This is a genomic window from Pseudomonas sp. P1_F1_2 (assembly GCF_056405815.1).
The window spans coordinates 1-25,594 of sequence record NZ_JBFUBK010000065.1; the positions used below are offsets into that span (position 1 = coordinate 1).

Below are 25,594 nucleotides of genomic sequence, written 5' to 3' on the forward strand. Positions count from 1 at the left end.
CTGTGGGAGCCGGGCTTGCCCGCGATGCTGTGGGAGCCGGGCTTGCCCGCGATGGCGATTTCAGGAGTTACGAATACCGCAACGCGTGAGCTGGCTCAATTTTCGCCGCACGCCAGGCCGGGTAGACGGTCGCCAGAAAGCTCAAGATGAACCCCGCCGAGCAAATCAGCAGCACATCGGCGCCCTGCAATTCCGAAGGCAGGTTACTGACGAAGTACACATCAGAACTGAAGATGTGCTGGCCGCTCACCCGCTCGATCCAGCCCACCATTTCACTGACGTTCAGCGCCGCGATCACGCCGAGCACGCCGCCGATAAAGGTCCCGAAAACACCGATCACCGTCCCCTGAACCATGAAGATCGCCATGATCTGCCCAGGCGTAGCGCCAATCGTGCGCAGGATCGCGATATCCGCACCTTTGTCGTTCACCACCATGATCAAGGTGGCGATGATGTTGAACGCCGCCACCGCGACAATCATCAGCAACAGCAGGCCGATCATGGTTTTTTCCATCTTCATCGCGCTGAACAGGCTGCCCTGGGTGTGGGTCCAGTCGTCAGCCTTATAGGCAGCCCCCAAACCACTGGCGATATCGCTGGATACTTGCGGCGCCGCGTACAAATCCTTCACCGCCAGGCGCACGCTCTGCACCTGATTGGGCTCCCAATGCTGCATCTGCGCGGCATCGGCGACGTGGATCAACGCCATCGAACCGTCGAGCTCGGCACCGACCTTGAACACGCCAACCACGTTCAGGCGCTGCATGCGCGGGGTAATCCCGCCCGGCGCAGTACTCACTTCCGGCACGATCAGGGTGATCTTGTCACCGACGTTCAAGCGAAAGCGCCGGGCCGTAATTTCACCGATCACCACGCCGAACTCACCCGGCTTCAGGGCATCGAGGCGCCCTTGAACAATGTGCTTGGCGACAATTGAAACCTTGCCTTCGAGTGCCGGATCGACACCGCTGACCTGGATCGGCTGCATCGAGCCCTTGTAGGACAGCATGCCCTCCATTTCGGTGAACGGCACGGCGGCCGTCACTTCCGGGTTTTTCATCGCGGCCGCCGCAACGGGCTGCCAATCGTCGATCGGGTTAACGCCGACGATGGTTGCATGCGGCACCATGCCAAGGATGCGTGAGCTCATTTCGCGCTGAAATCCGTTCATGACCGACAACACCACGATCATCGCCAACACACCCAGGGCGAGGCCGATCATCGAGGTCATCGAGATGAAGGAAACAAAGCGATTGCGGCGCTTGGCGCGGGTATAGCGCGTGCCGATAAAGATCGATAACGGTCTGAACATTCGCTGGGGCACCGTATAAAAATAAAAGACCCGACGCACTGTTCAGCACACCGGGTTTCGGCCAATCAGATGGGTGTCAGGCAACCTTCCTGCAAATGCAGGACGCGATCCATCTGGCGGGCCAGGTTCATGTCGTGGGTCACCACCAGGAACGCCGTGCGCATCGAGGTGCTGAGTTCCAGCATCAAATCCTGAATACCCTGGGCTGTGTGGGAGTCGAGGTTGCCGGTCGGCTCGTCGAGCATCACCAGGCCCGGGTTGTTCACCAAGGCACGAGCGATGGCCACACGCTGGCGTTCACCACCGGACAATTCGGCCGGTTTGTGCTCCAGACGATGGCCCAACCCTACGCGCTCCAGCAACGCCGTGGCACGCTGACGCGCCTCGGGGATCGACGTCTTGCCGATCAGCAGCGGCATGCAGACGTTTTCCAGGGCCGTGAACTCCGGCAGCAAGTGGTGAAACTGGTAAACGAACCCGAGGGCGCGGTTACGCAGCAGGCCGCGATTCTTCTCGCTCAGCGCTGACAGTTCTTCACCGTCGAGCCAGACGCTGCCCTTGGTCGGCGTATCGAGCCCGCCGAGCATATTGAGCAAGGTGCTTTTGCCAGAACCCGACTTGCCGACAATCGCTACGCGCTCACCCGGGTGCAGTTCCAGTTGCAGACCGGCCAGAACCTCAACCGACTCCGGACCTTCCTCGTAGGATTTGCCCAGGTTGCGGCAGCTCAAGATTGCTTTATCACTCATGCCCGACTCACTCATAACGTAGCGCCTCCGCAGGCTGGGTGCGCGCGGCACGCCAGGCTGGATACAGGGTGGCGAGGAAACTCAGGACCAACGCGGCGGCGCAGACCATCAACACATCCTGGCTTTGCACTTGCGACGGCAGGTAATCGATGAAGTACACGTCGGCGTTAAGGAATTTGTGGCCGATCAGGCCTTCAAGCGCCGAGATCGCGGCGCTGACATTCAACGCGGCGAAGATCCCGACCACAGCGCCGATCAGCGTACCGACCACACCGATGACCGTACCCTGCACCATGAAGATTGCCATGATCGTGCGCGGCGTGGCGCCCAGTGTGCGCAGAATCGCGATGTCGCCCTTCTTGTCGTTCACCACCATCACCAGCGTGGAAATGATGTTGAACGCAGCAACGGCGACAATCAGCAGCAACAGCAAACCGATCATGGCTTTTTCCATGCGGATCGCCTGATACAGGTTGCCGTGGGTGCGCGTCCAGTCACGGGCGTAGAAACGGTCCTCGCCGAGTTGCTGGGCGATGCTCCACGCGGTGCGCGGCGCCTGGAACAGGTCGTCGAACTTCAAGCGGATGCCCTGGACCTGATCCGGCTTCCAGCGGTGCAGCCGGGCCAGGTCCTGCAGGTTGGTGATGCCCAGGTAGCCGTCCAGCTCACCGGCGCCCACATGGAAAATGCCCACCACGGTAAAGCGTTTCATGCGCGGGAACATGCCAGCCGGGGTCACGGTGACCTCTGGCGCGACAAACGTCAGTTTGTCGCCGATAGCCGCGCCGAGCTTGGCTGCCGCCTTGTCGCCGATAACGATGCCGAATTCGCCCGGAACGAGATCGTCGAGTTTGCCCTGCTGCATGAAGTTATCAATGATCGAGACCTGCCGTTCAAGCGCAGGATCGATGGCGTTGAGCAGGACTTTGGAGACTTTGCCGTTGTTGGTCAGCAAACCCTGCATCTGAGTAAACGGCGCAACGGCCGTCACCTGCGAGTTCTGCTTGACCTTGGCGGCCAGGCTTTGCCAGTCGCTGATCGGCTCACCGGACTCGATGGTCGCGTGGGGCACCATGCCCAGCACACGGGTGCGCATCTCATGATCGAAGCCGTTCATGACCGACAGCACCACAATCATCACGACTACGCCAAGGGCGAGTCCGATCATCGAGGTCAGGGAAATGAACGACACAAAATGATTGCGACGCTTTGCACGGGTATAACGCGTGCCAATAAATGCGAAGAGAGGTCTGAACATGTCGGGGCTTGTTCGGAGGGAAAAGGAACGTCCTTGTGGCGGGGGTCGATAACCAGCTTTACACTCAGACCACCGCCGCTACCATGGGTTCGCCATGTCGACATTAGATGAAGAAGATCGCCGCGAATACTACCGTATCGAGGACACGATCGCACTGGAAATTCGGACCCTGTCCGCTCCCGAGGCCGCAGGCCTGGAAGTGTTGCAGGATGCTTCTCCACTATTCAACTTGCTCAGCGAACTGCACCTGAGCGAATTCGAGTCACAACACCTGTTACGCCAGATCAGTGAGCGCGAGCGCAACCTCGCAGCCTTCCTGAAATCCCAGAACAAACGTATCGATTTACTGAGCCAGGTGATCGCGATCACCGTGCTCGGACAGATCGGCAAACCGCAGCCGGTGATCATTTCCGAAGGCGGCATCGACTTCCAGCACCCGACACCTATATCCGTAGGTGCACACCTGTCCGTCAAAATGGTGCTGATGCCGCAAGCCCTCGGCCTGTTGCTGCGAGCCCGCGTCACCCATTGCGACCGCAAGGCTGGTGCCTTTGATATCGGCACCGAGTTCGAACGCCCGACCGATGCTCAACGGCAGTTGCTCGCCCGCTATATTTTGCAAAAGCAGGCCCAGGAACGACGACTGGCCCGCGAAAACGAATCAGGCATTTAATTTAAGGAAGAACCGTGACCCTCATCTACGGCCATCGCGGCGCCAAGGGCGAAGCACCGGAAAACACCCTGATCAGTTTTCAGGAATGCCTCAAGCACGGCGTGCGCCGCTGCGAACTGGACCTGCACTTGTCCATGGACAACGAGTTGATGGTCATACACGACCCGACACTCAAACGCACCACTGACCGTCGCGGCAAAGTCGTCGAACACACGGCGGCCGAATTGGTGACCTACGACGCACGCAAGGGTGGCCCGGGCTGGATCAAACCCTGCCCTATCCCGACGCTGGAAGAATTGTTCGAGAAGTGCGACTTCGATCACTGGCAACTGGAAGTCAAGAGCGCCTCACGCACTCGCGCTGCGACGACGGTACTGGCGATTCGTGAAATGGCTCAGCGTTTCGGTCTGCTCGACAAGGTCACGATCACCTCAAGTTCACGCGAAGTGCTGAAAGCCGCGCTGGACCTGGTGCCGGACGTGTCTCGCGGATTGGTGGCCGAATACGCCTGGCTCGACCCGTTGAAGGTTGCGGCAAGCTACGGCTGTGAGATTCTGGCGTTGAACTGGACCCTGTGTACGCCGGAGCGCCTGCAGAAGGCGCAGCGCCAGGGGTTGCATGTGTCGGTATGGACAGTCAACGAGCCCGCGCTGATGCGCAGACTCGCCGACTTCGGCGTTGACAGCCTGATTACAGACTTTCCCGGTTTGGCCAGCGCCACGCTCGAGAATTGCTGAAATCGGTCTCCCCGGCCGGCTCAGGCCACCGGCCGGAGCCCGTCAAAAAAGCCGGTTGAGGCCATCGTACGCCGCTACCCGATAGGCTTCGGCCATGGTCGGGTAGTTGAACGTCGTGTTGACGAAATACTTCAGCGTGTTCAGTTCGCCCGGCTGGTTCATGATCGCCTGACCGATGTGCACGATCTCCGACGCCTGATAACCGAAGCAGTGAACGCCCAGCACTTCCAAGGTTTCACGGTGGAACAGGATTTTCAGCATGCCTTGCGGCTCACCGGCAATCTGCGCCCGCGCCATGCCCTTGAAGAACGCCTTGCCCACTTCGTACGGCACCTTGGCCTGAGTCAGCTCCTGCTCGTTCTTGCCGATCGAGCTGATCTCCGGAATGGTGTAGATGCCGGTCGGCACGTCATTGACGAAGCGCCAGCTGCCATTGTCGACGATGCTGCCAGCAGCCGAACGCCCCTGGTCATGCGCGGCACTCGCCAGGCTCGGCCAGCCGATGACATCACCGGCACCGTAGATGTTTGGTACGCAGGTGCGGTAAGCCTCGTCGACTTCGATCTGGCCACGGCTGTTGACCTTCACGCCGATGTTTTCCAGACCCAACTGATCGGTGTTGCCGGTACGGCCGTTGCACCAGAGCAAGGCGTCGGCCTTGATCTTCTTGCCGGACTTGAGGTGCAGGATCACACCGCTGTCCACGCCTTCAACGCGATCGTAGTCTTCGTTGTGGCGAACCGTGATGTTGTTGTTGCTGAAGTGGTAGCTCAACGCCTGGGAAATTTCGGAGTCGAGGAAGCTCAGCAACTGACCGCGGTTGTCCACCAGCTCGACCAGTACACCCAGACCGCTGAAGATCGACGCGTATTCGCAACCGATCACACCGGCGCCGTAAACGATGAGTTTGCGCGGGGTGTGGCCGAGGCTGAGGATGGTGTCGCTATCGTAGATACGCGGGTGGTGGAAATCGATGTCCGCCGGGCGATAAGGACGCGAACCGGTGGCAATGATGATGTGCTTGGCTACCAGCTTTTCGACCACACCGTTGGCGCAGACCACTTCGATGGTTTGCTCGTCGGCGAAGCTGCCGGTACCGAAAAACACGTCGACGCGGTTACGGGCGTAGTAGCCGGTGCGCGAAGCGACTTGCTTGGAAATGACTTTCTCGGCGCTTTTCAGTACGTCCGGAAACGAGAACCAGCGCGGCTCACCAATGGCCCGGAACATAGGGTTGGTGTTGAACTGCATGATCTGCCGGACCGAGTGACGCAGTGCCTTGGACGGGATGGTACCCAGGTGGGTGCAGTTGCCGCCGACCTGGCGACGGCTATCGACCATCGCCACCTTGCGCCCTGCTTTGGCGGCGTTCATTGCCGCGCCTTCTCCCGCCGGGCCGGAACCCAACACCACCACGTCGTAGTTGTAGACAGCCATGCGTACTCCTCAGAACAGGCCGCGATGCCATCGGCACCCTGCGGCTAAATCACGCCAATCTGTGGCGTGAAGGAACAATTTGGGGCCAGTGCAGAACCCGGACACAGTCTATAGAAGCGTCAACGCCGCGCACATTAACCCTTGGTCGCGTCGTAGGCTACTTTTGCCTGCACTACAACGCCAGCTTTCGTATTGTCCTCAGTCAGTTTTTGCACCACTGAGCCGCTCGAAAGCCTGATTGGTTCGTGTGACGAAACCTGTATCGGCACGAATCACAAAGAATGCACCGATGTCATGTGCCTGGGCATAGTCCCACCCCCGTTCAGGACCGAGAATCAGCAACAGCGTCGATAGTCCATCGGCCATCAATGCCGAAGGATGAATCACCGTTACTGACGCCAGAGTGTGTAGGACCGGAGCACCGGTGCGGGCATCGAAGGTGTGGGAATAACGCCTTCCGTCCTGCTGAAAATAATTGCGATAGTCACCGGAGGTGGAAACGCCATAGCCATCGACAGCAATGATGCGCTCCGCCACTTGCTGGTCGTCACGAGGCTCTTCCAGGGCGACGCGCCACGCTGAGCCATCGATTTTTTTGCCGGCAGCCTTGAGTTCGCCCGTGGCTTCGGCGAGGTAATTGTGGATACCCATGGCTTCGAGTTTTGCGGCAATGGTGTCGACGGCATAACCGGCGGCGATGCTGTTGAAGTCGACTTCGACGGCGGCATCCTTGCACAACTGATCACCGTCGATGCGCAGGTGCTGGTATCCGACACGCTGCCTAACCTCTGCCTGCGCTTGAGCAGAGGGAACAGTTTCCGCTCGCGCCTGCGGGCCGAACCCCCAAAGGTTGAGCAATGGTTCTACCGTCAAGTCGTAGGAGCCTTCGCTTTGCTCTGACAGCTGTTCGCCAACACGGATCAACTTGAGGATGGGCGGAGGCATTTTTTGACAGCGATTGGCAGGGAGATCGTTGAAATGCTCGATGTCCGAGTCGCTGCGGTAGGTCGACATTTGTTGATCGACCTCAGCGAGGATTTTTTCGACTTCGACCTTGACGTCTTTTGGGGCGGGAAGACCTTCGCGGCGCACGTACCTGATCGAATAAGTACTGCCCATGGTCGGGCCGCCGAAACTCTCCATGGAGTCGCTGTTGCCGCAGCCTGGCAACGCGGCGATCAATGTGACGAGACTGAAAAGCCGCCAATTCAACAAATCCTGCATCCCCTGAAAAAAGCCCAGACACGCCGTCAAGGCCCGCCATTATGCGATAGAAATGAGGGTATGATCACCGCACAAACAAAAACGCCCCGACCTAGGTCGGGGCGTTTTCATTTGCAGCGGATAGCGCTTAGCGCGGGAAAGCTGGCGGGTTTACACCGGCCATGTCTTCCATTACGCGAACTACCTGGCAGCTGTAACCGAACTCGTTGTCGTACCAAACGTACAGAACAACGCGGTTGTCTTGGGTAATGGTCGCTTCAGCGTCCACAACACCTGCGTGGCGCGAGCCAACGAAGTCGGTGGAAACCACTTCCTGCGAATTGACGTAGTCGATTTGCTTATGCAGATCGGAGTGCAGCGCCATGTAGCGCAGGTACTCGTTCATCTCTTCGCGGGTGGCGGCTTTCTCAAGGTTCAGGTTGAGAATGGCCATCGACACGTTTGGCGTCGGAACGCGGATCGCGTTACCGGTCAACTTGCCAGCCAGTTCAGGCAGAGCCTTGGCAGCAGCAGTGGCAGCACCGGTCTCGGTGATAACCATGTTCAGCGCGGCGCTACGGCCACGGCGATCGCCTTTGTGGAAGTTGTCGATCAGGTTCTGGTCGTTGGTGTACGAGTGAACGGTTTCAACGTGACCATTGATGATGCCGAACTTGTCGTTGACAGCTTTCAGCACCGGCACGATGGCGTTGGTGGTGCAGGAAGCGGCAGAAACGATCTTGTCATCAGCGGTGATTTCACCGTGGTTGATGCCGTGAACGATGTTCTTCAGCTTGCCTTTACCTGGCGCGGTCAGAACAACGCGATCGATCCCCGGGCAAGCCAAGTGCTGGCCCAGGCCGTCGGCGTCACGCCATACACCGGTGTTGTCCACCAGCAGCGCGTCTTTGATGCCGTACTGGGTGTAGTCCACTTCAGTCGGGTTTTTCGCGTAGATAACCTGGATCAGGTTGCCGTTGGCGGTGATGGTGCTGTTGGCTTCATCAATGGTGATGGTGYCATCGAACGGACCATGAACCGAGTCACGACGCAGCAGGCTTGCACGCTTGACCAGATCGTTCTCGGCGCCCTTGCGGACAACGATGGCGCGCAGACGCAGGCCGTCGCCACCACCGGTTTTCTCGATCAGGATGCGCGCCAGCAGACGGCCGATACGACCGAAGCCGTACAGGACAACGTCGGTGCCTTTGCGCGCGGCAACGTTTTGCTGACCAACCACATCAGCCAGTTCTTCACGGACGAACTGCTCGGCAGTACGGCCTTTGCCTTCGGTCTTGAACTTGACCGCAAGCTTGCCCAGGTCTACCGAAGCGGCGCCGAGCTTGAGCTCGCTCATCGCTTTGAGCAGCGGGAATGTTTCGTGGACGGACAATTCGCTGTCATCGGACTGACGATGACGAGCAAAGCGGTGAGCTTTGAGAATCGCAATGACTGAACGGTTGATCAGGCTGCGGCCATAGATCGAGCTCACCACGTTGTTATTGCGGTAGAGCTGACCGATAAGCGGAATCATCGCTTCTGCGAGTGCTTCACGGTCGATCCATTCACCAAGACACTGGTCGGGCTTCTGAGTCACGGGAACCTTCCACATGTAGGGGCAGAAAAAAGGGGCTACATTATGCCGCCGACTCCCTCCCGTAGCAATGCGCGCTTGTCGTGCGATCCGTAACATTTGCCTGTTCAAAAAAATCACACCTCGCCAAAGCCCAATAAAACCGGGGCTTTCAGCGCAGTCAATTTTTTGGAGACAGCGCGACCTTATCCGTAACCCTCCGTAACACTCGTTGGTTTTTCCACTACATATCCAGTCATTCCCAGTAAAAAACCGCCGAATTTTGTCTTTACCACTACATTTCGCCAAACCTGCGTAATAGACACAGTCTGCAACTGACAGGCGGCACCCGGGACCGCTACAATTACCGACTTTGTCGCAACGCTTGGAGCTCAACCTTCCGTGCCCGTTCTGCGTCTACCGCTTCTCCCTGCCGCGGCAGGTAAACAGCATTGGGGCAACCTGCCCGGTGCTGCCCTCAGCCTGGCGATTGCCGAGGCTGCCAGCGCTGCCAAGCGCTTTACCCTGCTGCTGACCGCCGATAGCCAAAGCGCCGAACGGCTGGAGCAGGAGCTGAGCTTCTTCGCCCCGGATTTGCCCGTGTTGCATTTCCCGGACTGGGAAACCCTGCCCTACGATCTGTTTTCGCCGCACCAGGACATCATTTCCCAGCGCATCGCTGCCTTATATAGGCTGCCGGAGCTGAACCATGGCGTTCTGGTGGTGCCGATCACCACAGCCCTGCATCGCCTGGCGCCGACCAAATTCCTGCTCGGCAGCAGCCTGGTGCTGGATGTTGGCCAGAAACTCGACGTCGAACAAATGCGCACGCGGCTTGAAGCCAGCGGTTATCGCTATGTCGACACGGTGTACGAGCACGGCGAATTCACCGTGCGCGGCTCGCTGATCGACCTGTTCCCGATGGGCAGCAAACTACCGTTCCGCATCGACCTGTTTGATGACGAAATCGAGACGCTGCGCACATTCGATCCCGAAAACCAGCGCTCCATCGATAAGGTCGACACTGTCCGCTTGCTGCCAGCGCGGGAGTTTCCGCTGCAAAAAGACGCGGTCACCCGTTTCAAGGCACGCTTTCGCGAGCGCTTCGATGTCGATTTCCGTCGCTGCCCGATCTTTCAGGATTTGAGCAGTGGCATCACACCAGCAGGTATCGAGTACTACCTGCCGCTGTTCTTTGAGGAAACCTCGACGCTGTTCGATTACCTGCCGCAGGACACGCAAGTGTTTTCCCTGCCGGGCATCGAGCAGGCGGCGGAGAATTTCTGGAACGACGTGCGCAATCGCTACGAAGAACGCCGTGTCGACCCGTCCCGTCCTTTATTACCGCCGGCCGAGTTGTTCCTTCCAGTCGAAGACTGCTTTGCACGCCTGAAGACCTGGCCCCGCGTCGTCGCCAGCCAACAGGACGTGGAAACCGGTGTCGGTCGAGAGCGCTTCCCGGCGCGGGAATTGCCAAACCTGGCCATTGAAGCCAAGGCCACTCAGCCATTGGCGGCACTGGCCGGCTTCCTCGATGAATTCCCCGGACGCGTTCTGTTTACCGCCGAGTCGGCGGGCCGTCGCGAAGTGCTGCTGGAATTACTCGAACGCCTGAAACTGCGACCGAAAACCGTCGACAGCTGGCCGGACTTTGTCTCCAGCAAAGAACGCCTGGCGATCACCATTGCCCCGCTCGACGAAGGCTTGGTGCTCGATGATCCGGCGCTGGCGCTAGTTGCCGAAAGCCCGCTGTTCGGTCAGCGCGTGATGCAGCGCCGTCGTCGCGAAAAACGCGCCGACGCCAATAACGATGCGGTCATCAAGAACCTCACCGAACTGCGCGAAGGCGCGCCGGTGGTGCATATCGATCACGGTGTCGGTCGATACCTCGGGCTGGCGACGCTGGAAATCGACGATCAGGCGGCCGAATTCCTCACGCTGCAATACGCCGAAGGCGCAAAGCTTTACGTGCCGGTGGCCAACCTGCACCTGATCGCTCGCTACACCGGCAGCGACGATGCCTTGGCCCCGCTGCACCGTCTCGGCTCCGAAACCTGGCAAAAAGCCAAACGCAAAGCCGCCGAACAGGTGCGCGACGTGGCTGCCGAACTGCTCGACATCTACGCACGTCGTGCCGCGCGCGAAGGCTATGCCTTCGAAGACCCGAAAGCCGACTACGCGACCTTTAGCGCCGGTTTCCCGTTCGAAGAAACCCCGGACCAGCAAACCACCATTGAAGCGGTACGCGCCGACATGCTCGCGCCGAAGCCGATGGACCGCCTGGTCTGCGGCGACGTTGGCTTCGGCAAGACCGAAGTGGCGATGCGCGCCGCCTTCATCGCCGTGCACGGCGGTCGTCAGGTCGCCATTCTGGTACCGACCACCCTGCTCGCCCAGCAACACTACAACAGCTTCCGCGACCGGTTTGCCGATTGGCCGGTGACCGTGGAAGTGATGAGTCGTTTCAAGTCGACCAAGGAAGTGAACGCCGCGGTCGCGGATCTCGCCGAAGGCAAGATCGACATCGTCATCGGCACCCACAAGTTGCTGCAAGATGACGTGAAGATCAAAAACCTTGGACTGGTGATCATCGATGAAGAGCACCGGTTCGGTGTTCGTCAGAAGGAACAGCTGAAGGCGTTGCGCAGCGAAGTCGACATTCTTACCCTGACCGCCACGCCGATTCCGCGCACGCTGAACATGGCAGTGTCGGGCATGCGCGATCTGTCGATCATCGCAACCCCGCCGGCTCGTCGCCTGTCGGTGCGCACCTTCGTCATGGAGCAGAACAAGAGCACGGTCAAAGAGGCCCTGCTGCGGGAATTGCTGCGTGGCGGTCAGGTTTACTACCTGCACAACGACGTGAAGACCATCGAGAAATGCGCCGCCGACCTCGCCGAACTGGTGCCAGAGGCGCGGATCGGCATCGGCCACGGACAAATGCGCGAACGCGAACTCGAACAGGTGATGAGCGACTTCTACCACAAGCGCTTCAACGTGCTGATCGCCTCGACCATCATCGAGACCGGCATCGACGTGCCGAGCGCCAACACCATCATCATCGAGCGCGCCGACAAATTCGGGCTGGCACAACTGCACCAGTTGCGCGGCCGTGTCGGGCGCAGTCACCACCAGGCTTACGCTTACCTGCTGACGCCGCCGCGCCAGCAAATTACCCCGGACGCAGAAAAACGCCTGGAAGCGATTGCCAACACCCAGGACCTCGGCGCGGGCTTCGTGCTTGCCACCAACGACCTGGAAATCCGTGGCGCAGGTGAGTTGCTGGGCGACGGTCAAAGCGGGCAGATCCAGGCGGTTGGCTTTACGCTGTACATGGAAATGCTCGAGCGCGCGGTGAAATCGATCCGCAAGGGCGAGCAACCCAACCTGGATCAGCCGTTGGGCGGTGGCCCGGAAGTCAATCTGCGCGTTCCGGCGTTGATTCCCGAAGACTATCTGCCGGACGTTCACGCCCGATTGATTCTCTACAAACGCATTGCTTCGGCCACCGATGAAGATGGCCTCAAAGACTTGCAAGTTGAAATGATCGACCGTTTCGGCCTGTTGCCGGAACCGACCAAGAACCTGATGCGCATCACCGCGCTGAAGCTGCAGGCCGAACTGCTGGGCATCAAGAAAGTCGACGGCGGCCCGCAAGGTGGCCGCATCGAGTTCGCGGCGCAGACGCCGGTCGACCCGCTGACACTGATCAAACTGATTCAGGGTCAACCCAAACGCTACAAATTCGAAGGTGCCACGATGTTTAAATTCATGGTCCCGATGGAAAGCCCGCAAGAGCGCTTTAATACTGTAGAGGCGCTGCTTGAGTGCCTCATCCCGAAAACTGCTTGAAGGACGCCGCATGCGCCTGTTTCGCTTACTGACCTTGCTGACAACCCTGGTCGCTCCAACGGCGTTTGCCGATGACCTGTATCAGGTGGAAATGATTCTGGTCCGCCAAAACGCTGTGCCTGCTATCGTTAGCCGCGCAGCACCGGAAGACTGGGCCGCCGGCGCACAAAGCATCAAACCTGACAGCCTGCGTACGCCAAGCCTGAATGGCGAAGTGGAAAAACTCACCGCCAGCGCCGACTACACCGTGTTGCTGCACAAAGCCTGGCAACAGACACTCGGTGAAGCACCGAGCAAAATCGCGATCAGCGACGGCAAGGAACAGTTCGGCCAATTCCCGATCGAGGGCACGCTGAACCTGAAATTGGGACGATTCACCGACGTAGACGCCGATTTCTGGGTTAACCAGATCGACGCCAACGGCATGGTCACCGCCAGCGAGCGCCTCAAGCAAGAAAGCCATACCAAGAACGGCCAGCTGAACTTCCTCGACAACGGCCACCTCGGCTTGCTGATCAAGATCACCTCGCTTACCGCCCCTGCACCTCGGCCAGTCCCCGATGAAATTCCGGACTGATTGAAGTCCCTATGACCTCGACCCTGAGCAAACCCCTGGGACCTTCCTGGGTCAGCCGGTTCAAAGAGCAAAGCCTGGAGCGCGGCCGTCGCTACGCCCTGGAGAATCGCGTCAGAATCGTCGAGGTCGGCGATGCTACGATTATCGCCGCGTGCGAAGGTTCTGGCGGTAACGTTTACCGTCAGACCATTCGCCTGCGCGAGTCGGCCAAAGCCACCTTGCTGATGGTCGACGCGACGTGCACCTGCCCGGTTCACAACAACTGCAAACATTGCGCAGCGGTACTGCTGAAGGTCCAGGAAACCCTGGACTACCCCGCCGCCGCGCAGGACGCCGAGCTACTGGAAAAACTTCAGGCCGTACTGGAAAACCGCAGCCCGAAAGCACCTCCGCAAATCCTGGTGGATAATGTCCAACCGGTGCCGCGACTGTGGCTGGCGAGTATCGAGTTCAGCGCTTTCGAACCGCGCAACGGCAAAATGCAGCGCTATATCCAGCATCGCGCGGCGTTGTCTTTCAGCTATCTGGATGAATACGTCTGCGGACAAAAGAACACCGACATCCTGATTCGCCAGGAAACCCAGACGCTGCGGATAAAACGTCACCCGGACGTCGAACAAACCTACAGAGAACAGCTGCGAATCCTTGGCTTCAAGATTGCCACCCGGCAAAGTAAAGCGTTGCCGGAAAGCGCCGGCGAGCTCTACGAGATGGTCAATGACAGTGCCTGGCTGACGTTCACCCTGAATGAGCTGCCGAAGCTGCGCACCCAAGGTTGGGAATTGCAGATCGACGAAGACTTCGGTTTCGACCTGACCGCCGTGGACGACTGGTACGCCACCGTCGAGCAGGCACCGGAGCGCGACTGGTTTGATCTCGAGCTGGGGATTATCGTCAATGGCGAGCGCCTGAGTTTACTGCCGATCCTGTTGAACCTGATGCGCTCCCACACCGAAATCCTCAACCCGGAGCGCCTGGCCCGCCGGCGCGACGACGAGCTGATTCTGGTGAACATTCCCAATCGTCCGAACTCCGAATACGGCCCACTGCAAGTCGCCCTGCCCTTCGGGCGCTTGAAGCCGGTACTGGCGACGCTCGGCGAGTTCTATCTGCAAGAACCCGGCGAAACCACGCTGCGCTTGAGCAAGGCTGACGCCACGCGCCTGAATCCGCTGGAAGACATGCCGCTGCTGTGGGAAGGCGGGGAACAGATCCGCTCGTTCGCCCAGCGTCTTCGCGACATCAAGGACTACACCGCGACCGTACCGGAAGGCTTGAACGCAACCCTGCGCCCCTATCAGCTGGAAGGCCTGAGCTGGATGCAGTCGTTACGGCAACTGGAGGTCGGAGGGATTCTCGCGGACGACATGGGCCTGGGCAAAACCCTACAAACCCTGGCGCATGTTCTTACCGAGAAAAATGCAGGACGCCTGGATCGGCCGTGCATGGTGGTAATGCCCACCAGCCTGATCCCGAACTGGCTCGACGAAGCGGCGCACTTCACGCCGCAACTCAAAGTGCTGGCACTGTACGGCGCCAGTCGCAAAAAACATTTCGACCATCTGGCCGATTACGACTTGATCCTGACCACTTATGCGCTGCTACCCAAGGACGTCGAACGCCTTGCCACGCAGCCATTGCACGTACTGGTGCTGGATGAAGCGCAGTACATCAAGAACCCCAACAGCAAGGCCGCCCAGGCCGCCCGCGAGCTCAATGCGCGCCAGCGCCTGTGCCTGAGTGGCACACCGCTGGAAAACCATTTGGGTGAGCTGTGGTCGCTGTTTCACTTCCTGCTGCCCGGCTGGCTGGGGGATGTAAAAAGCTTCAACAGCGACTACCGGGTGCCGATTGAAAAACGCGCAAGCGAAGTCAGGCTTTCGCACCTCAACGGCCGGATCAAACCGTTCCTTTTGCGCAGGACGAAGGAACAGGTCGCGAAAGAATTGCCGCCAAAGACCGAGATCATTCACTGGGTCGAGCTCAACGAAGCCCAGCGCGATGTGTACGAAACCATGCGCCTGGCCATGGACAAAAAGGTCCGCGACGAGATCACCCGCAAAGGCGTAGCGCGCAGCCAGATCATCATTCTTGAGGCGCTGCTGAAGCTGCGTCAGGTGTGCTGTGATTTGCGCCTGGTCAACGATGCCGCCCTGCCGTCTCGCGGCAGCACATCGGGCAAGCTCGACAGCTTGATGGAAATGCTTGAGGAATTGTTTGAAGAAGGTCGGCGGATTCTGCTGTTTTCGCAGTTCACGTCAATGCTGGCGCTTATCGAAGTCGAACTGAAGAAGCGTGGCGTCGAGTACGCGCTGCTGACGGGACAAACCCGCGACCGACGTGCGCCGGTGAAGGAATTTCAGAGCGGCAAGCGTCAGATTTTTCTGATCAGCCTGAAGGCCGGCGGTGTTGGTTTGAACCTGACCGAAGCGGATACGGTGATTCACTATGACCCTTGGTGGAACCCGGCAACGGAAAACCAGGCGACTGACCGGGCTTATAGAATTGGCCAGGAGAAACCGGTGTTCGTCTACAAGATGATTGCCCGGGGCACAGTGGAAGAGAAGATTCAGCATCTGCAAAAAGAAAAATCCGACCTGGCTGCCGGCGTTCTGGATGGACGCAAGGCCGGGGACTGGAAGTTGCAGAACGATGATATTGAAGCGTTGTTTGCGCCACTGCCGGATAAGCTGGAGAAGCGCTGACGTCTCTGCGTCTGATCGATTGCTTTCGCGGGCAAGCCCGCCCCCACAAGGTCAACATCAATCCTGTGGGAGTGGGCTTGCCCGCGATTGGGTCAACTCGATGCAAAGCCTGCCTTACCCTTTCAGCACCCGCGCCAACGTCGACTTCACCTTCCCCATCCCGTCATGCAACGCCTGCTCGATTTCAGCCATGGTAATCACCGCCGTCGACTTGCCCGCCGCCGGGTTCACCACCAGCGCCAGGCAGGCGTAATCCAGTTCCAGCTCACGAGCCAGTGCCGCTTCCGGCATGCCGGTCATGCCGACGATGTCGCAGCCATCACGCTCCAGCCTGGCGATTTCCGCAACAGTTTCAAGCCGCGGCCCCTGGGTGCAGGCGTATACGCCATGACTGCTGTAGCCGACGCCTTCAGCCGCCAACGCCGCGATTAACTGCTGACGCAATGGCTCGCTGTAGGGATAGCTGAAGTCAATGTGTGTGACGTGTTCCAGCTCATCGGCGAAAAACGTGTGTTCACGACCGCTGGTGTAATCGATCAACTGATGCGGCACGCAGAAATGCCCGGTGCCCATCGCCGCATGAATCCCGCCCACGGCGTTGACCGCGAGGATCGCTTCGGCGCCCGCCTGCTTCAACGCCCAGAGGTTGGCGCGGTAGTTCACCTGATGTGGCGGGAAACGGTGCGGATGACCGTGACGGGCGAGGAACAACACTTCCTTGCCGGCGTATTCGCCGATCTGCACTTCAGCCGAGGGCGCACCGTACGGAGTGTCCACTGCCAGTGACTGGCGAATGCTCAGGCCTTCGAGTTGAGTCAGGCCGGTGCCACCGATAATCGCGTAAACCGTCATAACGTAAAGTCCTTATTCAATCAGTTGAGCGTCTTTGAGCGCGCCGACAGCCGTCAGCCATCGCGGGTTCTGACGGTATTCGGTATTGGCGTATGACTGGCCGCGCATTCGCGCAATACGCTCAGACGGTTTGACCTTCAGCCGCTGGGCAGCGCTGAGCGCCAACTCCGCAGCAGCGCGATCGTTGCACACCAGGCCCATGTCGCAACCGGCGGTCAGCGCGGCTTCGATCCGGCTGGCCGCATCGCCCACCACATGAGCACCGGCCATCGACAAGTCGTCGCTGAAGATCACACCATCGAATTGCAACTCACCGCGCAGGATGTCCTGCAACCATCGACGGGAGAAGCCGGCAGGCTGGGAGTCGACTTGCGGGTAAATAACGTGGGCCGGCATGACGGCAGCCAGTTGCTTGCTCAATTTGGCGAACGGCACCAGGTCGTTGGCGCGGATCTCGTCGAGGCTGCGCTCATCGTTCGGGATGGCGACGTGGGAATCCGCCTCAGCCCAGCCATGACCGGGGAAGTGCTTGCCAGTAGCGGCCATGCCGGCGCTGTTCATACCCCGGATAAAAGCACCGGCCAGCAACGCGGCGCGCTCGGGGTCACCTTCGAAGGAACGGGTTCCGACGACGGCGCTGCGCTGATAATCAAGATCCAGTACCGGGGCGAAACTGAGGTCGAGGCCAACGGCAAGCACCTCGGTGGCCATGATCCAGCCGCACTGCTCGGCCAGGTATTCGGCGTTTGGATTGTCGGCGATGGCGCGCATCGCCGGCAGTCGCACAAAGCCTTGGCGCAAACGCTGGACGCGACCGCCCTCCTGGTCCACCGCCAGCAGCAGATCGGGGCGAATTGAACGAATCGCAGCACTCAACTCGCGCACCTGGCGTGGAGTTTCAATGTTACGCGCAAAAATGATCAAGCCGCCCRCTTCGGGCTGGCGCAACAATTGGCGATCTTCAGCCGTCAGCCAGGTACCGGCGACGTCCACCATCAACGAGCCTTGCAGGCCAGCAGTCATAGAAATTCCTTGATAACGAGAAACCCGACCCACACGAATTCGCCGCCTTGGGCAAAGCCCGGCAGGTCGGCRATACAAATGGGGAACGGGTTCAAAACGAGAGTCGGCATGGGCGGCTAGCTTAGCGGATGTCAGCTGCCGCGCCCACCCGTGAGCGGTTAAACCTTGGCGGGAGCCGGGGCCGACTTGCTGCGAGGACGCAACTGCGCGGTCGCCATGGCGGAATCGGTCACACCGGTTTCGGCACGCATGCCGGCAGCCAGGAACGGCACCATGAGGCGCATGACTTGCTCGATGGAGGTGTTGACGCCGAAATCGGTTTCGGCAATCGCGCGCAGGGCCTTGATCCCCGACATGCTGAACGCTGCGGCACCGAGCATGAAGTGTACGCGCCAGAACAGCTCGATCGGTGGAATGCGCGGTGCGGCTTCGTTGACCAGCATCATGTAGCGACGGAACACCTTGCCGTACATGTCTTCCAGATAACGCCGCAAGTGGCCTTGGCTCTGACTGAAGGCCAAACCCAGCAAGCGCATGAAGATCGAAAGATCATTGCCGCTACGAGGCTGCACGACAAGGGCTTGCTCGACGAGGATTTCGAGCAGCTCTTCAAGAGTCGGCTTGTTCTCGGGCTTGGCCTGACGCCGCTCGAGCTCTTTATCGAGGCTAATGCAGAACGGCCCGAGGAAGCGCGAAAAGACCGCTTGAATCAGCGCTTTCTTGGAACCGAAGTGATAGTTCACCGCCGCCAGATTGACACCGGCCTTGCTGGTAATCAGACGCAACGAGGTTTCAGCGAAACCTTTTTCCGCGAACAACTGCTCGGCAGCATCAAGAATACGTTCAACGGTTTCCGACTGGGCCATGGCTACTCCGCCTGACAAACACTTGTTTGAAACATACGTTTCAGCCTATGCGTTGTCAAGCCTGGCAGTTCGATTTGGGAATGGTCGGTCAGCTATTTAACCATACAACGGCAAAGCTTCAATCAGCGGGTCGATCGACCGTCCGGCAGTCGGTGAAAAAAGGGGCATTGCCAAGACGCTTTCACTGTATATAATCCCAGTCACTGTATAAAAAGACAGAGCGATCAAAATGCTAAAGCTGACGCCACGCCAAGCAGAGATTCTGGCCTTCATCAAACGCTGCCTCGAAGACAACGGCTATCCACCAACCCGCGCGGAAATCGCTCAGGAACTGGGTTTCAAGTCGCCCAACGCAGCAGAGGAACACCTTAAGGCGCTCGCTCGCAAGGGTGCTATCGAGATGACTCCGGGCGCGTCCCGTGGCATTCGTATTCCAGGCTTCGAAGCCAAGGCCGATGACTCGACGCTGCCAATCATTGGACGAGTCGCTGCCGGTGCTCCCATTTTGGCCCAGCAGCACATCGAAGAGTCTTGCAACATCAACCCCGCCTTCTTCCATCCGCGCGCTGACTACTTGCTGCGGGTTCACGGCATGAGCATGAAAGACGTCGGTATTTTCGACGGGGACCTGCTGGCCGTGCACACCACACGTGAAGCCCGTAATGGTCAAATCGTGGTCGCTCGAATTGGCGACGAAGTGACGGTCAAGCGTTTCAAGCGTGACGGCAGCAAGGTCTGGTTGATTGCCGAAAACCCTGAATTTGCCCCTATCGAAGTGAACCTGAAAGATCAGGAACTGGTGATTGAAGGCTTGAGTGTCGGCGTGATTCGCCGCTAAAGGAGGCTTTATGCAGTTCCCACACACATCACAGCAAGCCCAATTACCGCTGTTTGAGGCGTTCATGACGCAACCATTGGCGCCGATCCTGAAAGACGTGGTCGAGTCGCCGTGGTGCGCCGAGCCCGAAGCCTTCAGTGAGCTGTCGCTACGTGGTGCAGCCGGGAACTGCCTGAACCTTCTGGCACCTATTCTCAGGGAGCTGAGCCAGGATCAGGACGCACGCTGGCTAACATTGATTGCCCCGCCAGCGAGCCTGACCCAGGCTTGGCTGCGGGATGCAGGTCTTAACCGCGAACGCATCTTGCTGTTGCAACCTCGCGGCACCCAAAGCGCCCAGCAGTTGACCTGCGAAGCCTTGCGTCTGGGCCGCAGCCACACAGTGGTCAGCTGGCTCAATCCGTTGAACACGACTTCACGGCAACAGTTGATCAGCGCCGCCCGAACCGGGGACGCACAGAGCTTGAATATTCGATTGGGCTAGCCGAGTAACAATGCGCGCGTTGAACTGCGCGGGGCTTCTCCAAGGATAGAGAAGCCGATCTGTAGCGATTCCTGCAATCCGACGGGCGGGATCAATGAAGGACGCGAGATCCCTGATCTTTATCAAATTCGCCTTCAACCAGGCGCCCTGCCATCTGAACACCGACGCTCAACATCGCCTTGGCGACTTCCACGTACTGACCTTGAAGGAACGCTTTGGCATCCTCGGAGAAATCCAAAGTGACCAGAGAACCCTCGTCCTCGGCCCTGCGCAGCTCGATACGACCGTCTGGTAACTCGACAATTTCTAGAAAGGACGTTGGCATAAAGGTCTGTTCTCCACGAAAGGCGGGGATTATATAGGCATCGGTCAGGCTTCGCTCGGCAACTTGACCAGATGTCATGGCAAGGAAATATCTTTCAGCACCCATCCTTGAGCGGACACCTTTCAAGGCATCCGTCATACCGGCTAATCCGTCAGCACTCGTTCAACCCTTCTCGAAACCGGATTGCCAGCCCTTTCAGGTTCTGACGCCAGCCTTCCAACTCCTCCCGACTCAGTTCCTCTGGCGCTTCTTCTTCATCGAGGTTAACAGCCAGAATCAATGGCTGAGTCACGTCACCCTTAGGCTTGTGCGGCGCGCGCGGAGGTTGAAACAACGCCGCATGGGCCGCCAACAACTTGGCCAGCCAGGTTTCAGGGTTTTGCGCGAGCTCGACCATTTCAGCCATTTCAGGAATTGCGATGGTCTCGAGTATTTCGCGAGTCAGCAACAACTCGGCCCGAGGCGCATTAGCTTGAGGCAAACGATAGAACCCGGCGATTTCATGGCATAGCCCCAACAAGGCACCGTACAGGTGAAACAACGCCGATTCGCGACCCGCCTGGATCAGCGCCAGCGAGTTCATTGCCCGCCCCTCTTCAGCTCTGGCGAGCGCCTCCAGCGACAGACCGGCGAAATAAATCTTCTGATTGGTACGGGTATAGAGTTCGTGGGCCATGACGGCAGTCTCCACAACGAAATAATTGCTTCACACAGGTCAGACAGTGTCGTGGATCACCTCCGCTTCCCGCAAGCACAAAACAAAAGGCCGCATGAAAACCCGAGGGTTGTCATGCGGCCTTTGTAATGTGGCGAGGGAGCTTGCTCCCATTGGCCGACGGCGTCGGCCCACTATCCTTTAAGCCTTTGCAGCGGGACGCTTGTCTTCAACCTTCCACTTGCCGCCGTCGTAGTACGCCTTCCAGCCAGTCGGCTTACCGTCGACTTCTGTCTGCACATACTGCTCTTTGGTCTTGCGGCTATAACGAATCACCGCCGGGAGACCGTCCGGATCCTTCTTCGGCGCTTCGCAGAGGAAGTGGTACTTCGGATCGATCTCGTCCTTGTGCGGCACTATTTCCATGACCAGCGGAGCACGGGTTTCGCGGTTTTTCGGGAATTGGCTCGCCGCCAGGAACAGGCCGGAAGCACCGTCGCGCAGGATATAGGTGTCGTTGACCTTCTCGCACTTCAGCTCAGGCATCTTCACCGGATCCATCTTCGGCGGCGCAGCATCACCGCTCTTCAGCAGCTTGCGGGTGTTCTTGCACGTTGCGTTGGTGCAACCGAAGAACTTACCGAAACGACCGGTCTTGAGCTGCATTTCGCTGCCGCACTTGTCGCACTCCAGGCTCGGACCTTCATAGCCTTTAATGCGATAAGTACCCTCTTCGATTTCGTAGCCATCGCAATCCGGGTTGTTACCGCAGATGTGCAACTTGCGCTTCTCGTCGAGCAGGTATGCGTCCATCGCCGTGCTGCAGATCGGGCAGCGATGCTTGCCACGCAGCACCAGCGACTCCGATTCACCTTCGTCGTCCGCGGCAATCTCATCACCGGGCACCAGATTGACGGTGGCCTTGCAGCGTTCTTTCGGCGGCAAACTGTAGCCCGAGCAGCCGAGGAACACGCCCGTCGAGGCCGTACGAATCTGCATTGGGCGACCACAGGTCAGGCACGGAATGTCCGTCATGACCGGCTGGTTGGCACGCATGCCACTTTCTGGACTTTCGGCTACTTCCAGCTTCTTCTTGAAGTCACCGTAGAACTCGTCCAGTACGTTTTTCCAGTCGCGCTCGCCCTGGGCCACGTCATCGAGGTGCTCTTCCATGCCGGCGGTGAAGCCGTAGTCCATGAGATTGGAGAAACTCTCGGACAGACGCTCAGTGACGATGTCACCCATCTTTTCCGAATAGAAACGACGGTTGTGCAGCGCGACGTAACCACGGTCCTGAATGGTGGAAATGATCGCAGCGTAGGTCGAAGGACGACCGATGCCGCGTTTTTCCATTTCTTTAACAAGGCTCGCTTCCGAGTAGCGCGCCGGCGGTTTGGTGAAGTGCTGGGTCGGATCAAGCTTGATCAGCTTCATCGCATCGCCCTGAGCCATATCTGGCAACACATCATCATCGCCCGGCTTGGTAATTTGCGGCATGACGCGGGTGTAACCGTCGAACTTCAGGATGCGACCCTTGGCACGCAGCTCGAAATCACCAGCACCGACGGTGACCGTGGTCGACAGGTATTGCGCCGGCAACATCTGGCAAGCCAGGAATTGGCGCCAGATCAGCTCGTAGAGGCGCTCGGCATCACGTTCCATGCCCGACAGCTTGCTTGGCTCGGTATTGGCGTCGGAGGGACGAATCGCTTCGTGAGCCTCTTGTGCACCTTCTTTGCTGCTGTAGACGTTCGGGGATTCCGGCAGGTACTTCTTGCCGAACTCGCCTTCAATATAAGTGCGCGCCATCGTCACGGCATCGGCCGAGAGGTTGGTGGAGTCGGTACGCATATAAGTGATGTAGCCGGCTTCGTACAGACGCTGGGCCATCATCATGGTTTTCTTCACGCCGAAGCCCAGGCGGTTGCTTGCAGCCTGTTGCAGGGTGGACGTGATGAACGGAGCCGACGGTTTGCTGCTGGTCGGTTTGTCTTCGCGCTTGACGATGCTGTAGCTGGAAGCCTTGAGCTTTTCCAGCGCGGCCATGGCCTGGGCTTCGTTGAGCGGCTTGAAGGCCTCGCCTTTCTCGCGAGCCACGTCGAAGCGCACGGTCGCGCCCTTGGCGGTGCCGAGGTCAGCATGGATTTCCCAGTATTCTTCCGGGTTGAACGCACGGATTTCACGTTCGCGCTCGACCACCAGTTTTACCGCAACCGACTGCACGCGACCGGCGGACAAGCCACGGGCGATTTTGGCCCACAGCAGCGGCGAAACCATGTAACCCACCACGCGATCGAGGAAGCGACGCGCCTGCTGAGCGTTTACTCGGTCGATGTCCAGCTCGCCCGGCTTGGAGAAGGCTTCCTGAATCGCCTTCTTGGTGATTTCGTTGAACACCACGCGCTTGTAGCGGCTGTCGTCACCACCGATGGCTTCGCGCAGGTGCCAGGCAATGGCTTCCCCCTCGCGATCCAAGTCGGTTGCGAGATAGATGGTGTCAGCATCTTTGGCGAGCCGGCGCAGCTCTTCGATGACTTTTTCCTTGCCCGGAAGGATCTCGTACTTGGCTTTCCAGCCATGATCGGGATCGACCCCCATGCGCGAGACCAGCTGCTTGCGCGCTTTCTCTTTCGGCGAGAGCACCGGACCTTCGCCCGCGGCAGCCTTGCCGCGCTTCGCGGCTGGCTCTTTGCTGGCGCTAGCCGAACCGCTGGTGGGCAGGTCTCGGATATGGCCGATACTCGACTTCACCACGTATTGGTTACCCAGATACTTGTTGATGGTCTTGGCCTTAGCCGGGGATTCCACAATGACCAGCGATTTGCCCATGGATCAGAAAATTCCTGAATTCTAGAAGTGAAAGGCGGTTGGCGCCTGACGCGGCACCGCTATATATAGTGGCTACAAGGTGAGGTCAAGCGCAGGGTTTTGCGCGCACTCAGCTTATGGCTTCGAAAAAWGGCTCGGTTCGGCTTGCACCAAAGCAAAGCGTGGCACCTGTTCGCCGTCAACCTCGACCGACTCAAGAAACATGCTCAAGGGACGTACCCAAAAGCCGTAATCGCCATACAGGGCTTGGTAGAAGACCACTTCTTCTTCAGTTTCCGAATGCCGCGCAAGACTGAATACGCGGTACTGCGGACCTTTGTAATGTTGGTAGAGCCCAGGTTGTATCGGCATGGTTTGGCCATCACTCAAATCTTTTCAAAATAAAAACAAAAATAAATTCAGAAAAACAAAAACCGGGGCACTTGGCCCCGGCTTCCGTCAACGGAACGCTTAAACGCGTTCGAAGACGGTGGAGATGCCTTGGCCGAGACCAATGCACATGGTAGCCACCCCGAAGGTGCCGCCATTTTGCTTCATCACGTTCAGCAGAGTGCCGGAGATACGTGCACCGGAGCAACCGAACGGGTGACCCAAGGCGATCGCGCCGCCGTGCAGGTTAACCTTCTCGTTCATCTTGTCGAGTACTTTCAAATCTTTCAGCACTGGCAGAGCCTGTGCGGCGAAAGCTTCGTTGAGCTCGAAGAAGTCGATATCGTTAATGCCAAGACCCGCACGCTTCAGTGCTTTTTGTGTAGCCGGTACTGGACCATAGCCCATGATTGCCGGATCCACACCTGCCACTGCCATCGAACGAATCACTGCCATAGGCTGGATGCCCAGGTCCTGTGCACGCTGCGCCGACATCACGATCATGCACGAGGCACCGTCAGTGATCTGCGACGACGTACCGGCTGTCACGGTGCCGCCCTTTGGATTGAAGGCAGGCTTGAGAGCCGCCAGACTTTCCAGGGTGGTTTCCGGACGAATGGTTTCGTCGTAGTCGAACAGTTTCAGGAAACCGTTCTCGTCGTAGCCCTGCATCGGGATGATTTCGTCTTTGAACTTGCCTTCCAGCGTCGCTTTATGGGCGAGCTGGTGGGAGCGCACGCCGAAAGCATCCTGCTGCTCGCGAGTGATGCCGTGCATTTTGCCCAGCATTTCAGCGGTCAGGCCCATCATGCCCGAGGCTTTCGCCGCGTACAGGGACATGTGCGGGTTCGGATCGACACCGTGCATCATGCTCACGTGGCCCATATGCTCGACGCCGCCGACGACGAACACGTCACCGTTGCCGGTCATGATTGCTTGAGCAGCAGTGTGCAGTGCACTCATCGAGGAGCCACACAGGCGGCTGACGGTCTGACCGGCAGCCGTGTGCGGGATCTGAGTCATCAGGGACGCCATGCGAGCGATGTTCCAGCCCTGTTCCAGGGTCTGGTTTACGCAGCCCCAGATCACGTCTTCGACTTCGTTCGGGTCAACCTTGACGTTGCGTTCCAGCAATTTGCTGATCAGGTGCGCCGACATGTCTTCGGCGCGGGTGTTGCGGTGCATGCCGCCCTTGGAGCGGCCCATCGGAGTACGACCGAAGTCGACAATCACGACGTCTCTAGGATTCAAGCTCATAAGTTCACTCTCACTCTAGT

At 58.7% G+C, this 25,594-nt stretch carries 21 protein-coding genes; 7 read left to right on the forward strand and 14 right to left on the reverse strand.

Annotation, left to right across the window (positions count from 1 at the left end; translation table 11 throughout):
* Window positions 1-67: 67 nt before the first annotated feature.
* The 3 genes from AC1D2P_RS19155 to AC1D2P_RS19165 all read right to left on the reverse strand — a co-directional run bounded on the left by AC1D2P_RS19155 (window position 68) and on the right by AC1D2P_RS19165 (window position 3,319).
* A complete protein-coding gene (locus AC1D2P_RS19155) occupies window positions 68-1,312 on the reverse strand; it encodes a lipoprotein-releasing ABC transporter permease subunit (protein WP_046026976.1) in 1,245 nt (414 codons plus the stop codon).
* A gap of 65 nt (window positions 1,313-1,377) precedes the next feature.
* Window positions 1,378-2,061, reverse strand: coding sequence for a lipoprotein-releasing ABC transporter ATP-binding protein LolD (gene lolD, locus AC1D2P_RS19160; RefSeq protein WP_162830870.1), 684 nt, complete (start codon window positions 2,059-2,061; stop codon window positions 1,378-1,380).
* A 7-nt stretch (window positions 2,062-2,068) separates the two neighbouring features.
* Window positions 2,069-3,319 (reverse strand): lipoprotein-releasing ABC transporter permease subunit, encoded by a 1,251-nt coding sequence (locus tag AC1D2P_RS19165; RefSeq protein WP_046026977.1) that lies wholly within the window; start codon window positions 3,317-3,319, stop codon window positions 2,069-2,071.
* 94 nt (window positions 3,320-3,413) lie between these two features.
* Between AC1D2P_RS19165 and AC1D2P_RS19170 the strand changes: the two genes are divergently transcribed.
* Window positions 3,414-3,992, forward strand: a complete 579-nt coding sequence (locus AC1D2P_RS19170) for a PilZ domain-containing protein (protein WP_477757626.1) — start codon at window positions 3,414-3,416, stop codon at window positions 3,990-3,992.
* 14 nt (window positions 3,993-4,006) lie between these two features.
* Window positions 4,007-4,729 (forward strand): glycerophosphodiester phosphodiesterase, encoded by a 723-nt coding sequence (locus AC1D2P_RS19175; protein WP_046026979.1) that lies wholly within the window; start codon window positions 4,007-4,009, stop codon window positions 4,727-4,729.
* A gap of 42 nt (window positions 4,730-4,771) precedes the next feature.
* On the opposite strand, the gene sthA is transcribed toward AC1D2P_RS19175, so the two are convergent.
* The 3 genes from sthA to AC1D2P_RS19190 form a co-directional block, all read right to left on the reverse strand.
* Window positions 4,772-6,166 (reverse strand): Si-specific NAD(P)(+) transhydrogenase, encoded by a 1,395-nt coding sequence (gene sthA / locus AC1D2P_RS19180; protein ID WP_046026980.1) that lies wholly within the window; start codon window positions 6,164-6,166, stop codon window positions 4,772-4,774.
* A 198-nt stretch (window positions 6,167-6,364) separates the two neighbouring features.
* The gene (locus AC1D2P_RS19185) at window positions 6,365-7,390 is read right to left on the reverse strand and encodes an FAD:protein FMN transferase (RefSeq protein ID WP_477757627.1); all 1,026 of its coding nucleotides are present in this window, start codon (window positions 7,388-7,390) and stop codon (window positions 6,365-6,367) included.
* 127 nt (window positions 7,391-7,517) lie between these two features.
* Complete coding sequence (locus tag AC1D2P_RS19190) at window positions 7,518-8,981, reverse strand: glyceraldehyde-3-phosphate dehydrogenase (RefSeq protein ID WP_477811544.1); 1,464 nt, start codon at window positions 8,979-8,981, stop codon at window positions 7,518-7,520.
* Between the two features lie 363 nt (window positions 8,982-9,344).
* Between AC1D2P_RS19190 and mfd the strand changes: the two genes are divergently transcribed.
* Genes mfd through AC1D2P_RS19205 form a run of 3 tightly spaced genes read left to right on the forward strand, consistent with a single transcriptional unit; the run spans window position 9,345 to window position 16,076 of the window.
* Complete coding sequence (mfd, locus tag AC1D2P_RS19195) at window positions 9,345-12,794, forward strand: transcription-repair coupling factor (protein ID WP_046026983.1); 3,450 nt, start codon at window positions 9,345-9,347, stop codon at window positions 12,792-12,794.
* A gap of 10 nt (window positions 12,795-12,804) precedes the next feature.
* The gene (locus AC1D2P_RS19200; RefSeq protein ID WP_109785932.1) at window positions 12,805-13,371 is read left to right on the forward strand and encodes a CsiV family protein; all 567 of its coding nucleotides are present in this window, start codon (window positions 12,805-12,807) and stop codon (window positions 13,369-13,371) included.
* An 11-nt stretch (window positions 13,372-13,382) separates the two neighbouring features.
* A complete protein-coding gene (locus AC1D2P_RS19205) occupies window positions 13,383-16,076 on the forward strand; it encodes a DEAD/DEAH box helicase (protein ID WP_109785933.1) in 2,694 nt (897 codons plus the stop codon).
* Between the two features lie 114 nt (window positions 16,077-16,190).
* On the opposite strand, the gene AC1D2P_RS19210 is transcribed toward AC1D2P_RS19205, so the two are convergent.
* From AC1D2P_RS19210 to AC1D2P_RS19220, 3 genes are all read right to left on the reverse strand, one after another.
* The gene (locus tag AC1D2P_RS19210; RefSeq protein ID WP_109785934.1) at window positions 16,191-16,928 is read right to left on the reverse strand and encodes an S-methyl-5'-thioinosine phosphorylase; all 738 of its coding nucleotides are present in this window, start codon (window positions 16,926-16,928) and stop codon (window positions 16,191-16,193) included.
* 12 nt (window positions 16,929-16,940) lie between these two features.
* Window positions 16,941-17,951 carry a beta-N-acetylhexosaminidase gene (nagZ, locus tag AC1D2P_RS19215; protein ID WP_477811545.1) on the reverse strand — a complete coding sequence of 337 codons (1,011 nt, stop codon included), beginning with the start codon at window positions 17,949-17,951 and terminating at the stop codon, window positions 16,941-16,943.
* A gap of 158 nt (window positions 17,952-18,109) precedes the next feature.
* Window positions 18,110-18,817, reverse strand: coding sequence for a TetR/AcrR family transcriptional regulator (locus AC1D2P_RS19220; protein WP_109785935.1), 708 nt, complete (start codon window positions 18,815-18,817; stop codon window positions 18,110-18,112).
* A gap of 229 nt (window positions 18,818-19,046) precedes the next feature.
* On the opposite strand from AC1D2P_RS19220, the gene lexA reads away from it, so the two are divergent.
* Both lexA and sulA read left to right on the forward strand, forming a co-directional pair.
* Window positions 19,047-19,655, forward strand: a complete 609-nt coding sequence (gene lexA / locus AC1D2P_RS19225) for a transcriptional repressor LexA (RefSeq protein ID WP_046026989.1) — start codon at window positions 19,047-19,049, stop codon at window positions 19,653-19,655.
* 10 nt (window positions 19,656-19,665) lie between these two features.
* Complete coding sequence (gene sulA, locus AC1D2P_RS19230) at window positions 19,666-20,139, forward strand: SOS-induced cell division inhibitor SulA (protein ID WP_477757628.1); 474 nt, start codon at window positions 19,666-19,668, stop codon at window positions 20,137-20,139.
* Window positions 20,140-20,230: 91 nt separating this feature from the next.
* On the opposite strand, the gene AC1D2P_RS19235 is transcribed toward sulA, so the two are convergent.
* From AC1D2P_RS19235 to fadA, 5 genes are all read right to left on the reverse strand, one after another.
* Window positions 20,231-20,464, reverse strand: coding sequence for a hypothetical protein (locus tag AC1D2P_RS19235; RefSeq protein WP_007944145.1), 234 nt, complete (start codon window positions 20,462-20,464; stop codon window positions 20,231-20,233).
* A gap of 151 nt (window positions 20,465-20,615) precedes the next feature.
* Window positions 20,616-21,140, reverse strand: a complete 525-nt coding sequence (locus AC1D2P_RS19240; protein WP_046026991.1) for a DUF6586 family protein — start codon at window positions 21,138-21,140, stop codon at window positions 20,616-20,618.
* 180 nt (window positions 21,141-21,320) lie between these two features.
* Window positions 21,321-23,948 (reverse strand): type I DNA topoisomerase, encoded by a 2,628-nt coding sequence (topA, locus tag AC1D2P_RS19245; RefSeq protein WP_109785936.1) that lies wholly within the window; start codon window positions 23,946-23,948, stop codon window positions 21,321-21,323.
* Between the two features lie 114 nt (window positions 23,949-24,062).
* Entirely contained in the window at window positions 24,063-24,299 is a 237-nt protein-coding gene (locus AC1D2P_RS19250) for a DUF1653 domain-containing protein (RefSeq protein ID WP_477811546.1), read from the reverse strand.
* Window positions 24,300-24,398: 99 nt separating this feature from the next.
* Window positions 24,399-25,574, reverse strand: a complete 1,176-nt coding sequence (gene fadA / locus AC1D2P_RS19255; RefSeq protein WP_007944141.1) for an acetyl-CoA C-acyltransferase FadA — start codon at window positions 25,572-25,574, stop codon at window positions 24,399-24,401.
* Window positions 25,575-25,594 lie beyond the last annotated feature (20 nt).